Genomic DNA, 14,257 nt, shown 5'->3' on the forward strand with positions numbered 1-14,257 from the left:
CATCGCAGGCCGCCCCCACGACCACACGCCCGTAGGAGCGGCTTCAGCCGCGACGCGCGAACTCACATCGCGCCGTCGATCCTGCATCGAGCGACAAACCACTCCAAAGAAAAGCCAGTCTCTGAAAGCCGCGAAGCGCCACTGTGGGAGGGGCTTCAGCCCCGACGCGACACGGCTGAAGCGTCGGGACTGAAGTCCCTCCCACAACATTCCCGGCACGGCACGAACGCGGCAAAAGCGCGATTGCAGCACCCAGCCCCCGCCACCAGCGATGCATGTGCGGGAGCAGTGCTTGCCCTGTCGCTGCGCGATCAGCAGCGATGCGCCATCGGTAAAGCCTCGCGGCTAACGCCGCTCCTACGCAAACGCAAATGCGCAGCGCGCGACACACAACAAATCCCAAACCGGACTCCCCCATCCCCGCCCCTCACACCCATCCATAGCGGATCAGGTGGAAGAACACCGGCGCGGCGAAGCACACCGAATCCAGCCGGTCGAGCACGCCGCCGTGGCCTTCGATCATATGACCCCAGTCCTTGATGCCGCGGTCGCGCTTGATCGCCGACATCACCAGGCCGCCGAAGAAGCCCATCAGGTTGGCCACCAGCGCCAGCGCGAACGCCTGCAGCGGCGAAAACGGGGTGATCCACCACAGCGCCGCGCCCAGCAGGCTGGCCGAGAGGATGCCGCCGACAAAGCCCTCCACGGTCTTGGACGGCGACAGCTTCGGCGCGATCAGGTGCCGGCCCAGCAGCTTGCCCCACACGTACTGCAACACGTCCGAGGACTGCACCACGATCACCAGGAACGCGAACAGCAGCAGGTTGCGGTCCTCGTAGCCGGGGATGCGCAGGTTCAGCAGCGCCGGCACGTGCGAGATGCAGAACACGCAGATCATCAGCCCCCACTGCACCTTGGCGGTGCGCTCCAGGTAGTGCGTGGTGTCGCCGCCGATGGTCGCCAGGATCGGCAGCACCAGGAACGCGTAGACCGGGATCAACAGCGTGTACAGGCCGTACCAGTCGCTCCACACCAGCCAGTACTGCCACGGCAGTACCACGTAGAACGCGACCAGCAGTGCGTAGTAGTCGCCGCGCCGGGTCGGGGTAAGGGTGATGAATTCGCGCAGCGCGAACAGCGACACCAGCGCGAACAGCACGATCACGCCGAGCCGGCCGAAGGCGAAGGCCAGCGCCACCACCGCGGCCATCACCCACCAGGCGCGGATCCGCGCCACCAGGTTGTCCAGCACCGCGCTGGGTCGTCCGCGCGCACGCCAGCGCAAGGTCTCGGCGATCAGGGTGGCCACCACCAGCACCGTGGCGATGCCGAGGAACAGCCACACCGTCTGTTGTCGTAGCGAGGATTGCTGCAAGTGGTCGCTGAGTGCGATCGGATTCATCGGGCCGCCTCCGTCTGTGCCGGCGCCAGCGCCAGCAAGGCCGCGCGTGCGCGGTCCAGGAACGCCTGCTTGTCCTCGCCGGCCTGCAGCCGCAGCGGCTCGCCGAAGGTGGTCGTGCACAGCAGCGGCAACGGCAGCCACATGCCCTTGGGCATCACCCGCTTGAGGTTGTCGATCCACACCGGCACGAACTCCAGTTCCGGACGCTGCCGTGCCAGGTGGTAGATGCCGCTCTTGAACGGCAGCAGGCCGTCCTGGGTATTGCGCGTACCTTCGGGAAACAGGATCAGCGAACCGCCGCCGTCGACCGCCTCGCACAGGCAGTCGATCGGATCGCGGGTGCGCTGCGCGGCCTCGCGCTCGATCAGCACGCCGTTGAACACCGCATGGATCAGGTAGCGGCGCAGCGCGTCGCGCTGCCAGTAGTCGGCCGCCGCCACCGGCCGCACCTCGCGCCGCAGCGGCGCCGGCAGCGACGACCAGATCAGCACGAAATCGCCGTGGCTGGCGTGGTTGCCGAAGTACACGCGGCGTTCGCTGGACGGCATGCAGCCGCGCCACAGCGCACGTGCGCCGGTGAGCAGGCGGATCGCGGCGCTGCAGCCGCGGGCGATCAGGCGGGCGATCATTTCCACTCCAGTTCGCGCACGATGGCGCGCACACGGATCACGATGGTGAGGGCGGCAGCGGCGATCAGCAGCGCCAGCGCCACGGCAAGAAGCATGCGAGCCAGCGCGGCGTGTTGCAGCAACAGCGCAGCGGCCGCCGCCAACGCGGCCAGCGACAGCCAATGCATGCGCTGCACGCGTGCCATCGGTCCCTGCAGCGGTTCGCGCACCGCGCAGGCCAGGCCAAGCATGCGCACGTAGGCGGTGCCCACGCACAGCAAGGCGGCGGCCCAGCCCAGTTCCGCACCGATGCCCAGCACCGGCTGCAGGCCGTAGCCCACGCCCAGGCACACCGCCACGTCCGACAAGCGGTCCGGCGCCTCGTTGTACACCGCGCCGGCGCGGCCGATCATCTGCGCCTGCTGCGCCATCAGCCCGTCCAGGCGGTTGCACAGCAGCCGCGCCTGCAGCGCCAGCGCCGCCAGCACCAGCAACGCGGCGGCATTGGCCGGCGGCTCGCGCCAGGCCAGGGCGAACATCAGCGCGGCCAGCACCGCGCACGCCAGGCCGCTCCAGGACACGCCGTTGGGCGTAGCCCCGCGCGCGCGCAACGCCAGCGCCAGCCGCGTACGCCATTGCGCTCGCCGCGCCTGCCAGGTCGAACCGGCCATCAGTCGCCACCTCCACACCCGCCGCAGCCACCACCCCCGCAACTGCTGCCGCCGCCATCGCTGCTGCCAGCGCCACAGCTACTGCAGCTCGTCGTTGAACAACGGCCGCCACGGCCGTTGGGCCCCGGTGCGCGCAAGGCGTGGTAGTCGGCCCAGGGCGTGGTCATCAGCACGCTGGTGCCGGCCAGGGCCAGCGGCAACGCCAGGTGCGAACCGGGCGCCAGCGAGGGCGCGGCGACGCCGTCGCGCCAGGCCGCATCGCGGTCGGCCAACAGGGCGTCACCGGCGACGCTGCGCCGCGGCGGCGTGAGCAGGAAGCCGAGCGCAACGACCGCGACCACCACCATCGCTGCCACCAGGAAGCCGATCGGGCGCTGCAATTGCAGGCCGATACGCAGCTTCAGCAGGCCCATGGTCCACAGCGCCAGCAACGGTGCGGCGCCGAACAGGCGCGCGCACAACGCCTGTCCATGGCCAAGCCACAGCCCCTTGTCGACCAGCGCCCGGCGCAGCGGCGCGACGTCGCGCTGCAACGCGGCCAGTGCCGGCTGCAGGTACGGATGCGCGTGCACGATCGCCAGCGCGCGCTGCAACGATGGTGGTGCCGCGACACCGGTGAGCCGCAGCCGCGCGTGGCGGCGCACATGCGGTTCGGCCTGCAGGCGCACCGCACCGGCCGCCAGCAGCAAGGCCAGTTGTTGATCGGCGACGCGCTCGCTGCCACCGGCCAGGTAGGCCAGTTCGGTGGCGTCCAGTGGCGTATCGAGCGCCGCGCCTGGGAGTGCGCGCACCGCCAGGCGCAGACGCGCGCCCAGGCTCCAGGCCAGGCCGATGCCGGCCAGGAACAGCAGCAGGAACGGCGGTCCCGGCCAGTGCAGCGGCGAAAGCGGGCCGTGGCGCTGCCATAGCACCGCGAACAACAGCGCCACGCCCAGCATCCAGCCCCAAAGGGCGATGCCGCCGCGCGCGGTCGCGGTGTCGCGCGTGCTTGCCTGGCGCATTGCCGGCGCGAGCAGCGGCGTGCCGGCCGGTGCCGGCCAGCACGCCGCCGGCGGTTCGCCGAAGTAGTGCCGGTAGTGCGACAGGGTGGCCGCGTACTGGGCCTGGAAGCGCGCGGCGTCGGCCGGGTCGCCGCGCCCGGGATGGTGGTGCAGCGTACGGCGCAGGACCTGTGGACAGAACCGCTGCCAGTACTCGCGGGTATCGGTGAGATGGGCATGCCAGGCCTGGTCGACCAGCGGACTTGGCGTGATCTCCTCGCCGGCGACGCAGGCCAGGAAGCAGAAGCGCCGGTACTCCTCGACCAGTTGCGCGGCCAGCGCCAGCGACACGCCGGCCTCCTCGGCGACGCGGCGCTCGAACGCCGGCAACGCCGTCTCGCCCTCGCCGAAGCCATCGGCCTGCAGACGCTGCCACAACGCCGCGTGATCGGGATCGACCGCGGCCGGCCGCAGCGGCGTGGGCGTTCGCGTCATCGCATCGCCTCCCAGCCGGCCGGCGCCATGCACAGCGCCAACACCAAGGCGAGCGCCTGCAAGGCGAAGCACAGCACCTGCCGCCGCAGCAAACCGCGCATGCCCTGCCAGCGCGCCAGCCAGTCGCGCGGCGGCGGCAGCGTACGCAGCAGGCCCAACCGCTGCAGCACCGCGTCCAGGTCGGCACCGGCGCGCGCTGGATCGGCTTCGGCCAGCACCGCCTCGAGCAGATCCGCATCCAGCCCGACCCGCGCCGCCCAGTAGCGCTGCAGCAGGCCGGCCAGCGCCGAGCCTCCGCACAGCGCCGCGGCGAGCACGGCGCCGGTACCGGCATACCAGGCAACGAGCAGCAGGGCCGTCGCCAGCAACACCAGCGACAGCCGATCCAGCGGCGCGCCCTGGCGCAGCACCGCCGCCATCGCGCGCAGTTCCAGCGGCGTGCTCATGCCGGCACCTCCCGCGCCTGCAGCGGCGCCGGCGGTGCGGCGCAGGCCGCGGCGATGGCGGCACGCTGCGCCGGCCCCAGCACGATCCGCTGCGCGCGCGCCCGCAGCAGCCCCAGCGCGTCGTCCAGCGTGGCGGCACGTCCGCTGCGCAGCAGCCAGGTGGCGACCGCGGCCGCGCTGCGCGAATAGCCCAGCGCGCAGCAGGCCAGCACCGGGCCGTGCGCGCGCGCCGCTTCGATCGCGTCGGCGGCCGCACGCAAGGCCGCGGCCGGCGGCGCCACCAGGTCCAGCATCGGCACCACGCGGTCGTGCGCCTGCGCCTGGCGCAACGACAGCTCCGCGCTGACGTCGACTACCGCGGCAAACTGCGCACGCTCGCCGCGGCCGGGCATGCGCCCGAGCCAGACGCCGTCGGCGATCTCGCGCGGCGCCGGGTCGCGCCAGGTCCAGGCGCGCGCGTTGAGCCGGGCGGCGGCCAGGTACGGCGCGTACAGCCAGCGCGCGGCCAGGCTCAGGCGGCCGTCGGCGCGCTTCTGCAGGCCGAGCGGTCCGAGCAGCGCATAGCTGAGCGCGACCAGCAGCAGCGACAGTGCCGGCCACAGCAGCCACCAGCCGGCGCCACCGAGCGCGCGTGCGGCAGCCACGCAGGCCGCGCTGCCGAGCAGGTACAGCGCGGCCAGACGCCAGCGCCGCGGATCGCGCGCCGGCGCCGCGCCGCGCCACGGCGGGTCGATGCGTTCGGGCCACAGCCACACGCACAACCAGCCGGCGGCCAGGCCGGTGGGCACATCGAGGAAGTGATGCTGGTAGGTGGTCAGCACCGACAGCCCGATCAGCGCGAACCAGCCGTGCAAGGCCAGCCGCGCCAGCCCGTGCAGGTGCTGCGCGTAGCGCACCCACAGCACCACCAGCAGCACGATGTGCAGCGACGGCGCCTGGTTGAACGGCTTGTCGAAGCCCAGCAGCACCGCGAACAGCCAGCCGAACACGCCCTCGGTCGGCGGCCGCTCGAAACCGAAGCGCAGCGGCCACAACAGGAAGCAGCCCACCGCCAGCAGCTGCGCGGTGAGCAGGCGCCGCGCATGCGTGTCCAGTTCGGCGCGCGTGCGGCAGACGAAGAACGAGGCCGCGTAGAACAGGTCGATCGACCAGTACGGGACGATGCTCCACGGCCAGAACGGGAGGTGCGTTTCCCAGGCGAACGGCAGCGACGGGACATCGGCGCGGCGTGCGGCCAGGGTGTTGGCCAGGCCGTAGCTGAGGAAGAAGAACGGCCCCAGCAGCGCCAGCCAGGCCAGCGCACGCCGCCACGGCCGCGCGGCCGCCGCGCTCATGGCGCGATCCGCTGCGCCAGCGACACGGTGAAGATGCCCCACGCGTCGATGCGCTGCTCCAGCTTGCGGAAGCCGGCCGCGCGCACCAGTTCGTCCATCTCCTGCTGGGTGCGACGGCGCATCACCCAGGCCGCGCCGCCGCGGTGACTGGTCAGCGCGCGGGCGATGAACTCCAGCTGCGGATGCCAGGGCTGGCCGGTGTAGGCCAGGTAGCCGCCCGGTTCCACTGCCGCGGCCACGCCCTGCAGCGAGCGCAGCACCAGGTCGTTGTCTGGGAACAGTTCGTACAGGCCCGACACCACCGCCAGCGTCGGCCGCGGCTGCAGCGCGGCCAGCGCGTCGCGGTCGAACGCATCGCCGTGCTCGAAGCGGGCGATGTCGGAGGCGCCGAGCGCAGCGATCAACGCCTGACCCTGCTGCACATTCAACGGAATGAAATCACGCAGCAGGATCGCATCGGCGCGCTGCGTGCCGCCGGCCAGCGCCTCCAACACGTAGCGGCCGTGGCCGGCGGCGATGTCCAGCGCGCGCACCGGCAGGCCGGCGCCACGCAGCCGCTGCATCGCCAGGCCCAGCAGTTCATGCAGATGCCGGCGGCGCACGCGGATGCCGCGCCAGCCGATCGCATCCAGATAGGTGCGGTCGATCATCCGCCCCAATGGGCCGCGCCCGGCGGCCTGGTCGCGGTAGATGTAGTCCAGCGTGCTGCCGGAATCGAAGCCGGTCTGCAGGCCCAGGGCGATACCCTCGGACAGCCGCCCGCCCAGGCGCAGGCCGGCGCGCACGCCGCGCCAGCGCAGGTCCTGCAGGCTGTAGCGCTCGGGCGGCCAGGCCAGGCGCTCGGCTTCCTCGAAGGTCGGCCCGCGCCGGTGCGCCTGGCGCAGGCTGGGCAGCGCCGGCGCTTCGGCGAAGCGCTCGCGCACGAAGCGGCGGATCTGCGCCAGCGCCGGCGCGCGGTCGCGCTCGCCCAGGGTGTCGTGGAAGAAACCGGGCAGCAGGTGGCGCTCCTTCACCGGCGAGGACAGGCGCTCGTAGAAGCGGTCCTGCGGCCCGCGGTGCACCACGACATCGCTGCCGGACACCAGCAGTTGCACCGGCACGGTGATCGCCTGCGCATCGCCGACCACGCGGTCGGCCGCCGCGTACAGCCCCAGCAACACCCGCACCGAGATCGGCCGGGTGATCAGCGGATCGGTGCGATAGCTGTCGACCCGCGCCGGGTCGTGGGTCAGCCACTGCGGCTTGACGTAGCTGTTGACGAAAAAGTTGCCGCGCAACTTCTGCAGCAAGGCCAGCCCGGCCCGCGCGAACGGCACGTACAGCTTGACCTTGAACGCCGGCGAGGCCAGCACCAGCGCGCGCAGCGGCGGCGCGTAGTCGTGCACCCAGGTGCTGGCGATCACCGCGCCCACGCTCTGCGCCACCACCACGATGTCCTGCACGGCGATGCCGTGGACCTCGCCGATGTGCGCGACGAAGCGGTCCAGGTCGCGCACCAGCGCCGGGAAGCCGGGGGCATCGCCGCGCGCGCCGGGCGAGCGGCCGTTGCCGCGCGCATCCCAGGCGAACAGCGCGCACTCGTCCAGGCCCAGCTCCTCGGCCAGGTGCATCACCCGCCCGGAATGCTCGTGGCCGCGATGCAGCAGCAGCACCGCTCGCGGCGGCGCGGCCGGCGCGGTGGCCGGCCAATGCCGATAGAACAGCCGTGTGCCGTCGAAACTGGCGAATTCGCTTTCGTTGACCTGCCGCATCCGTTGCCGATGTCCTGTCTGCCGTGAATCCCTGTTCCCTGCGTCCGTACCGGCCGCCGCGCTCACCTGCGCGCGGCCGCCTCGCGTAGTCCGGCCGCGACCCGCCGCAGCACGGTCGCCACGCACAATAGCGCCACGGCGATGGCGACTCCATTCACCGTCGCCGCCCCGATCCAGCCGCCGGCCAGCAGCAGCCCCAGCAGGCCGACGACGAAGGCGCGGTCGCTCTTGCCCATCGGCCCATCGTAGCGGCGGCTGGCGCCGACCATCAGCCCCAGCACGCCGGCATATTCGGTCAGCGCCGCGGTCAGCGCCATCAGCCACAGCGCGCCGGCGCTGGCGCCGGCCACGCCGAGCAGGCTCAGGTACAGCGCCGCATCGGCGACCACGTCGCACAGTTCGTTGAGGTAGGCGCCCAGCCGCGATTGCTGGCCGAACTCGCGCGCCAGCATCCCGTCGACCGCATTCAAGGCCATCCGCAGCAGCATCCACAGCGGCAGCAGCGCGTACCACAGCGGCTGCGCCGCGCCTTGCGCGTACACCGCCGCGGCGACCAGCAGCGAGATCGACGCCGCCGCCACGGTCACCTGGTTGGCGGTGACGCCGAGCCGGTGCAGCGCCCGCACGCCGGGCCGCAGCAGATCCTGGAAACGTCCTTTGAGGGCATAGATCGACACGCGCGTGGTCCTGACGGCGAGGGCGGGGCGGCCACAGCCTAATGCATCGCAGGAGACGCGCGCGCCACGGTGCGCGTGCGGCCACGTCCGGCAACCCGCCCCGGCCCACGGCACAGACCGCGCGCGAGGCGGCACGGCCTGTGCGCATCGCCGCCACGTCGAAGGAGGCCGCCCGGCAGCGCCTGCAGCGCGGAAGCGCGCCTGCGCCGCGGGCGCCGACCCCGCGGCGCACACGCCCGGAGCGGGCCCGGCGTGCACGATCCGCGTGCCCGGCACGCGTGCCGGCCGGGCGTCGGCGGGCCTCAGCGCCTACAATGGCGGCCCGTTCCGCTGCCCCGTCCCTGCCCCATGTCCTCCGATTTCCTGCCCGTGCGCCGGGCGCTGCTGTCCGTTTCCGACAAGACCGGCCTGATCGACCTGGCCCGCGCGCTGGCCGCGCGCAACGTCGAGCTGCTGTCCACCGGCGGCACCGCCAAGGCGCTGCGCGAGGCCGGGCTGGCGGTGAAGGACGTGTCCGAGCTGACCGGCTTCCCGGAAATGATGGACGGCCGGGTCAAGACCCTGCACCCGCTGGTGCACGGCGGCCTGCTCGGCCGCGCCGGCACCGACGATGCGGTGATGGCCGAACACGGCATCGCCGCGATCGACCTGCTGGTGCTGAACCTGTATCCGTTCGAGCGGGTCACCGCCGATGCCAACTGCACGCTTGACGTGGCGGTGGAGAACATCGACATCGGCGGCCCGGCGATGCTGCGCTCGGCGGCCAAGAACTTCGCCCGCGTGGCGGTGGCCACCGACCCGGCGCAGTACGCCGAACTGCTGGCCGAGCTGGAGGCCAACGACGGCCGGCTGTCGGCGGCCAAGCGCTTCGCCCTGGCCGTGGCCGCGTTCAACCGCGTCGCCCAGTACGACGCGGCGATCAGCAACTACCTGTCCGCGGTCACCGCCAGCGACGCCGCGGTGCCGGCGCGCAGCGCGTTCCCGGCGCAGATGAATTCCAGCTTCGTCAAGGTGATGGAACTGCGCTACGGCGAGAACCCGCACCAGCAGGCCGCGTTCTACCGCGACCTCCACCCCACCCCCGGCACCCTGGCCACCTTCACCCAGCTGCAGGGCAAGGAACTGTCCTACAACAACATCGCCGACAGCGATGCGGCCTGGGAATGCGTGCGCCAGTTCGACGCGCCGGCCTGCGTCATCGTCAAGCACGCCAACCCCTGCGGCGTGGCGGTCGGCGCCGGCTGCGGCGACGCCTACGAACTGGCCTACGCCACCGACCCGACCAGCGCCTTCGGCGGCATCATCGCCTTCAACCGGCGGCTGGATGCGGCCACGGCCAAGGTCATCCTGGACCGCCAGTTCGTCGAGGTGCTGATCGCCCCCGACTACGACGACGCCGCACTCGAGTACGCCAAGAAGAAGGCCAACGTGCGCGTGCTGCGCATCCCCGCCGGCAACGGTGCCTACGGCATCGACAGCAAGCGGGTCGGCTCCGGCATCCTGCTGCAGACCAGCGACGCCCACGTGGTGCCGCGCGAGGCGCTGAAGGTAGTGACGCGGCTGGCGCCGAGCGAGGCGCAGTTCGCCGACCTGCTGTTCGCGTGGAAGGTGGCCAAGTACGTCAAGTCCAACGCCATCGTCTACGCCAAGGACCATCGCACCATCGGCGTCGGCGCCGGGCAGATGAGCCGGGTGTACTCGGCGCGCATCGCCGGGATCAAGGCCACCGACGCCGGCCTGGCCGTGGAAGGCTCGGTGATGGCCTCCGATGCGTTCTTCCCGTTCCGCGACGGCATCGACGCCGCGGCGGCGGCCGGTATCAAGGCGGTGATCCAGCCCGGTGGTTCGATGCGCGACGCCGAGGTCATCGCCGCGGCCGACGAGCACGGCATCGCCATGGTGTTCACCGGCGTGCGCCACTTCCGCCACTGAGTTCCGGAGCGATGCGCCTGTCCGCTGTCGCACCGCGTCCGCTCGCCGCGCTGGCCCTGGCCGGCGCCCTCGTGCTGGGCGGCTGCAAACAGACGACGCCCGCATCGACCGCGGCGCCTGCGGCTGCGGCCGCGCCCGCCGACGCCGCGGCGCCGGCACACGTCAGCCGCACCGCGCTGCTGCAGGCATTCCTGCAGCAGCGCTACGGCAGCACCGCGACGCTGGCCGGGCACTGGCCGGGGCACTGGACCCAGGACGGCGCCAGCCACGCGGTGGACTGGCAGGTCTGCGCCGAACAGCCGGTGGTCGTCGGCGACGGCTGGCAGCAGTTGCTCGCGGTCTGCGGCGCACTGCGCGATGCCGGCCACCCGGACCCGGGCACCATCGACTTCTACGTGCTGCGTCCCGACGGCCAGGGCCTGGCCGTCACCGCCGAGCGCACCGGCGATACCTACGGCAGCAACGGCCAGCCGGGCGAAGTCGGCATCGTCCGCGCCGGCAGCGATTTCTACGGGTTCCGCGTCGAGGACGGCTGGTTCGGCCAGGGCTACGCGCTGCAGTCGCAGACCCTGATCCTGCCCGGCCCCAAGGGCCTGGTCGACGCCGGCAGCGTACGCAGCCATATCGACAACGCCGCCGCCGCCGACTGCGATGCCGCCGACGCGGCGGCGGACTGCAAGGCCGGCCAGTTCGCCATCGACTACGCCCTGCGCTTCGACGACCGCGACCATGCCGCCCGCGTGTGGCCGCTGCTGATCGAGGAAACCGGCGTGGATTGCGGCCAGCGCCAGGTGCAGCGCACACACCGCTTCGCGCTGGACACCAAGACCTGGACCTACCATTTCCCCGAGGCGCTGCAGCGCGAGGGCTGCACGTGAGGCGGGCGCGCCGTCTCGACCCTGCGCCACCAGCCCCGCGATTGGCGGGGAGTGCTTCCAGGGCGCGGCGTGTACCTAGGATTTTTACAGTGTGCGACCGTTGATTGCTCCTGAGGGATGTTTAGCTTGTCCAGTCAGACCTTCGCGGGAACTGACCATGGCAGGAAATCGCAAACTTCGCTGTATCGACCGTCGCGGCTATCTCACCGAAACCACCGAAAGCCTGCGCAAACTCGAAATCTGGCTAGGCTTCCTCTTCAAGTTGGCGCTTCTTCTATTTCTTGGAATGGACAACTCAACACCATGAAACTGCTCGTCATCGGCTCCGGCGGCCGCGAACACGCCCTGGCCTGGAAGCTGGCCCAGTCCCCCCGTGTCGACGAAGTGCTGGTGGCGCCCGGCAATGCCGGCACCGCCGGCGAAGCGAAGTGCCGCAACGTGGCGGTCAAGGTGAACGATCTCGACGGCCTGCTCGCACTCGCCCAGGACGAAGGCGTGGCGCTGACCGTGGTGGGACCGGAAGTGCCGCTGGTGCTGGGCGTGGTCGACCGCTTCCGTGCCGCCGGGCTGCGCATCTTCGGCCCCACCGCCGCCGCCGCGCAGCTGGAAGGCAGCAAGGCCTACGCCAAGGACTTCCTGCAGCGCCACGGCATTCCCACCGCGTTCTACGCCGCGCACACCGAGGTCGAGCCGGCGCTGGCCTACGTCCGCGACAAGGGCGCGCCGATCGTGATCAAGGCCGACGGCCTGGCCGCCGGCAAGGGCGTGATCGTGGCGATGTCGCTAGAGGAGGCCGAGGCCGCGGTGCGCGACATGCTCTCCGGCAACGCCTTCGGCGACGCCGGCGCGCGCGTGGTGATCGAGGAATTCCTCGATGGCGAGGAAGCCAGCTTCATCTCCATGGTCGACGGCCACAGCGCGCTGCCGATGGCCACCAGCCAGGACCACAAGCGCGTCGGCGACGGCGACACCGGCCCCAACACCGGCGGCATGGGCGCGTACTCGCCGGCGCCGGTGGTCACGCCCGAAGTGCACGCGCGGGTGATGCGCGAGGTGGTCGAGCCGACCGTGCGCGGCATGCGCGCCGACGGCGTGCCGTTCACCGGCTTCCTCTACGCCGGGCTGATGATCGACGCCAGCGGCGCGCCCAAGGTGATCGAATTCAACGTGCGCTTCGGCGACCCGGAAACGCAGCCGGTGATGCTGCGCCTGCAGTCGGACCTGCTCGACCTGCTCGAGGCCGCGCTCGACGAGCGCCTGCACGCGACGCAGGCGCACTGGGATCCGCGTCCCTCGCTGGGCGTGGTGCTGGCCGCCGCACCGTATCCGGAGACCCCGGTGACCGGCGAGCCGATCACCGGCCTAGACGCGGTGCCGGCCAACGCCAAGGTGTTCCATGCCGGCACCGCGCTGGACGCGCAGGGCCGCGTGCTCAGCGCCGGCGGCCGCGTGCTGTGCGTGGCGGCGCTGGGCGACAGCGTGGCCGCGGCGCAGCGCCATGCGTACGCCGGCGTGGAGCGCATCCACTGGGCCAGCGAATTCCACCGCCACGACATCGGCTGGCGCGCGATCGCGCGCGAGCAGGGGGCGTAAGTAGCGCGAGAGTGTGCGTCAGCATTCGCAGTCAGCACGCCGCGAAGTACAACCACGGGGCACATGACCCGATGTGGGAGCGGCTCAGCCGCGACGAGTGAAGTCCAAAGCCGGCTGACAATCTCCCTCGTCGGGACTGAAGTCCCTCCCACAAGGACGCCCGACCAACTCCCTGTGGGAGCGGCTTCAGCCGCGACGAGTGAAACCCCAAGCCGGCTGACATCACCCGTCGTGAAGACTGAAGTCCCTCGCACAAGGACGCCCGACCAACTCCTTGTGGGAGCGGCTTCAGCCGCGACGAGTGAAGTCCAAAGCCGGCGGACAATCTCCCTCGTCGGGACTGAAGTCCCTCCCACAAGGACTCCCAGCCCACTTCTTGTGGGAGCGGCTTCAGCCGCGACGAGTGAAACCCCAAGCCAGCTGACAATCTCCCTCGTCGGGACTGAAGTCCCTCCCACAAGGACGCCCGACCAACTCCCTGTGGGAGCGGCTTCAGCCGCGACGAGTGCAACCCCAAGCCGGCTGACACCACCCGTCGTGGCGACTGAAGTCCCTCGCACAAGGACGCCCGACCAACTCCTTGTGGGAGCGGCTCAGCCGCGACGAGTGAAGTCCAAAGCCAGCTGACAATCTCCCTCGTCGGGACTGAAGTCCCTCCCACAAGAGCACACCGATCCCACGTGGAAGCACGCACGCGGCCACCATCGCCGCTGCGCTAGCCTGGATCCCCACCGATTCGCGCACGCCCCATGGCTCTCTCCCCTGCCCTCCGCACCCGCTTTCGCGCGCTCGCCGCGCAGACCGACGGCATCGACACCGCGGTCTACGCCGCCTACGGCAAGGATCCGCTCGATCCCATCATCGGCCTCGGCCGCCGCGATGCGCGCATCTGCATCTTCGGCCGCGACCCGGGCCGCAGCGAGGTGGAACACGGCGAACCCTTCGTCGGCAGCGGCGGCCAGCTGGTGCGCAAGGCGCTGTACCGGCACCTGCACGGCGGGACGGAGATGCCCGATTTCGCCGCCGGGCTTGAGGCCGGCCGCGTCGCCTTCTGGCTCAACACCGTGCCGTACAAGCCGCTAGGCAACAAGGCCTGGTCGATGCCGGTGAAGCGGCGCTTCCATCCGCTGATGCGGCGCCTGCTGCTCGAACAGTGGCGCGGCCAGGCCATCCTCACCCTCGGCCGCGAGGCCTTCCTGTGGTTCGGCATCGACCAGCCGCCGGACGTGCGCGCAGCGCTGGACACGTTCTGGGCACGCGAGGACCGCTTCCAGGCGCAGGCCGAGGTCGAGCTGCGCAGCGAGGACGGCCGCCGCACTCGCCGCGTGACGCTGTATCCGCTGCCGCATCCCTCGCCACTCAACCAGACCTGGTACACGCGCTTCCCGGCGCTGCTGGACGCTCGCCTGCGACAACTGGAAATCTGAGCGCGCTCGCGTAGACGGACCCTCTGGAGGGGGATCGCATACAGCGACGGTGCGCTATCGTGT

General features: G+C 71.4%; 12 protein-coding genes. 4 read left to right on the plus strand and 8 right to left on the minus strand.

The genetic code is table 11. The features are described from left to right. Window positions 1-427 precede the first annotated feature (427 nt). The 8 genes from AC1PME_RS19360 to AC1PME_RS19395 all read right to left on the minus strand — a co-directional run bounded on the left by AC1PME_RS19360 (window position 428) and on the right by AC1PME_RS19395 (window position 8,364). The gene (locus AC1PME_RS19360) at window positions 428-1,402 is read right to left on the minus strand and encodes a phosphatidate cytidylyltransferase (protein ID WP_481096746.1); all 975 of its coding nucleotides are present in this window, start codon (window positions 1,400-1,402) and stop codon (window positions 428-430) included. Beyond that, window positions 1,399-2,031, minus strand: coding sequence for a lysophospholipid acyltransferase family protein (locus AC1PME_RS19365; RefSeq protein WP_307546925.1), 633 nt, complete (start codon window positions 2,029-2,031; stop codon window positions 1,399-1,401). The genes AC1PME_RS19360 and AC1PME_RS19365 overlap by 4 nt, the downstream gene beginning before the upstream one ends. Then, complete coding sequence (locus tag AC1PME_RS19370; RefSeq protein WP_254459440.1) at window positions 2,028-2,681, minus strand: CDP-alcohol phosphatidyltransferase family protein; 654 nt, start codon at window positions 2,679-2,681, stop codon at window positions 2,028-2,030. Before AC1PME_RS19370 ends, AC1PME_RS19365 begins: the two co-directional genes overlap by 4 nt. Beyond that, on the minus strand, window positions 2,681-4,156 hold the full coding sequence (locus AC1PME_RS19375; protein ID WP_481096747.1) for a TIGR04222 domain-containing membrane protein: 1,476 nt from the start codon (window positions 4,154-4,156) through the stop codon (window positions 2,681-2,683). Before AC1PME_RS19375 ends, AC1PME_RS19370 begins: the two co-directional genes overlap by 1 nt. Continuing rightward, the gene (locus AC1PME_RS19380) at window positions 4,153-4,602 is read right to left on the minus strand and encodes a hypothetical protein (RefSeq protein ID WP_481096748.1); all 450 of its coding nucleotides are present in this window, start codon (window positions 4,600-4,602) and stop codon (window positions 4,153-4,155) included. Before AC1PME_RS19380 ends, AC1PME_RS19375 begins: the two co-directional genes overlap by 4 nt. Then, window positions 4,599-5,936, minus strand: a complete 1,338-nt coding sequence (locus AC1PME_RS19385) for a phosphatase PAP2/dual specificity phosphatase family protein (RefSeq protein WP_481096749.1) — start codon at window positions 5,934-5,936, stop codon at window positions 4,599-4,601. Before AC1PME_RS19385 ends, AC1PME_RS19380 begins: the two co-directional genes overlap by 4 nt. After that, window positions 5,933-7,687 (minus strand): bifunctional alpha/beta hydrolase/class I SAM-dependent methyltransferase, encoded by a 1,755-nt coding sequence (locus AC1PME_RS19390; RefSeq protein ID WP_481096750.1) that lies wholly within the window; start codon window positions 7,685-7,687, stop codon window positions 5,933-5,935. The genes AC1PME_RS19385 and AC1PME_RS19390 overlap by 4 nt, the downstream gene beginning before the upstream one ends. Window positions 7,688-7,749: 62 nt before the next feature. After that, window positions 7,750-8,364 (minus strand): CDP-alcohol phosphatidyltransferase family protein, encoded by a 615-nt coding sequence (locus AC1PME_RS19395; protein ID WP_307546931.1) that lies wholly within the window; start codon window positions 8,362-8,364, stop codon window positions 7,750-7,752. Window positions 8,365-8,712: 348 nt separating this feature from the next. Between AC1PME_RS19395 and purH the strand changes: the two genes are divergently transcribed. The 4 genes from purH to AC1PME_RS19415 all read left to right on the plus strand — a co-directional run bounded on the left by purH (window position 8,713) and on the right by AC1PME_RS19415 (window position 14,194). Next, the gene (gene purH / locus AC1PME_RS19400) at window positions 8,713-10,296 is read left to right on the plus strand and encodes a bifunctional phosphoribosylaminoimidazolecarboxamide formyltransferase/IMP cyclohydrolase (protein WP_481096751.1); all 1,584 of its coding nucleotides are present in this window, start codon (window positions 8,713-8,715) and stop codon (window positions 10,294-10,296) included. 11 nt (window positions 10,297-10,307) lie between these two features. Then, window positions 10,308-11,174, plus strand: coding sequence for a hypothetical protein (locus tag AC1PME_RS19405; RefSeq protein WP_481096752.1), 867 nt, complete (start codon window positions 10,308-10,310; stop codon window positions 11,172-11,174). A gap of 303 nt (window positions 11,175-11,477) precedes the next feature. Then, window positions 11,478-12,767, plus strand: coding sequence for a phosphoribosylamine--glycine ligase (purD, locus tag AC1PME_RS19410; protein ID WP_481096753.1), 1,290 nt, complete (start codon window positions 11,478-11,480; stop codon window positions 12,765-12,767). A 749-nt stretch (window positions 12,768-13,516) separates the two neighbouring features. Then, window positions 13,517-14,194 (plus strand): uracil-DNA glycosylase family protein, encoded by a 678-nt coding sequence (locus AC1PME_RS19415; RefSeq protein WP_481096754.1) that lies wholly within the window; start codon window positions 13,517-13,519, stop codon window positions 14,192-14,194. The last annotated feature ends 63 nt before the right edge of the window (window positions 14,195-14,257 follow it).

The organism is Xanthomonas sp. NCPPB 901, assembly GCF_056725085.1.

Bases quoted from the DNA above. Each gene is read 5' to 3' on its own strand.
- AC1PME_RS19360 (WP_481096746.1), bottom strand. From the start codon at position 1,402: ATGAATCCGATCGCACTCAGCGACCACTTGCAGCAATCCTCGCTACGA.
- AC1PME_RS19365 (WP_307546925.1), bottom strand. From the start codon at position 2,031: ATGATCGCCCGCCTGATCGCCCGCGGCTGCAGCGCCGCGATCCGCCTG.
- AC1PME_RS19370 (WP_254459440.1), bottom strand. From the start codon at position 2,681: ATGGCCGGTTCGACCTGGCAGGCGCGGCGAGCGCAATGGCGTACGCGG.
- AC1PME_RS19375 (WP_481096747.1), bottom strand. From the start codon at position 4,156: ATGACGCGAACGCCCACGCCGCTGCGGCCGGCCGCGGTCGATCCCGAT.
- AC1PME_RS19380 (WP_481096748.1), bottom strand. From the start codon at position 4,602: ATGAGCACGCCGCTGGAACTGCGCGCGATGGCGGCGGTGCTGCGCCAG.
- AC1PME_RS19385 (WP_481096749.1), bottom strand. From the start codon at position 5,936: ATGAGCGCGGCGGCCGCGCGGCCGTGGCGGCGTGCGCTGGCCTGGCTG.
- AC1PME_RS19390 (WP_481096750.1), bottom strand. From the start codon at position 7,687: ATGCGGCAGGTCAACGAAAGCGAATTCGCCAGTTTCGACGGCACACGG.
- purH (WP_481096751.1), top strand. From the start codon at position 8,713: ATGTCCTCCGATTTCCTGCCCGTGCGCCGGGCGCTGCTGTCCGTTTCC.
- AC1PME_RS19405 (WP_481096752.1), top strand. From the start codon at position 10,308: ATGCGCCTGTCCGCTGTCGCACCGCGTCCGCTCGCCGCGCTGGCCCTG.
- purD (WP_481096753.1), top strand. From the start codon at position 11,478: ATGAAACTGCTCGTCATCGGCTCCGGCGGCCGCGAACACGCCCTGGCC.
- AC1PME_RS19415 (WP_481096754.1), top strand. From the start codon at position 13,517: ATGGCTCTCTCCCCTGCCCTCCGCACCCGCTTTCGCGCGCTCGCCGCG.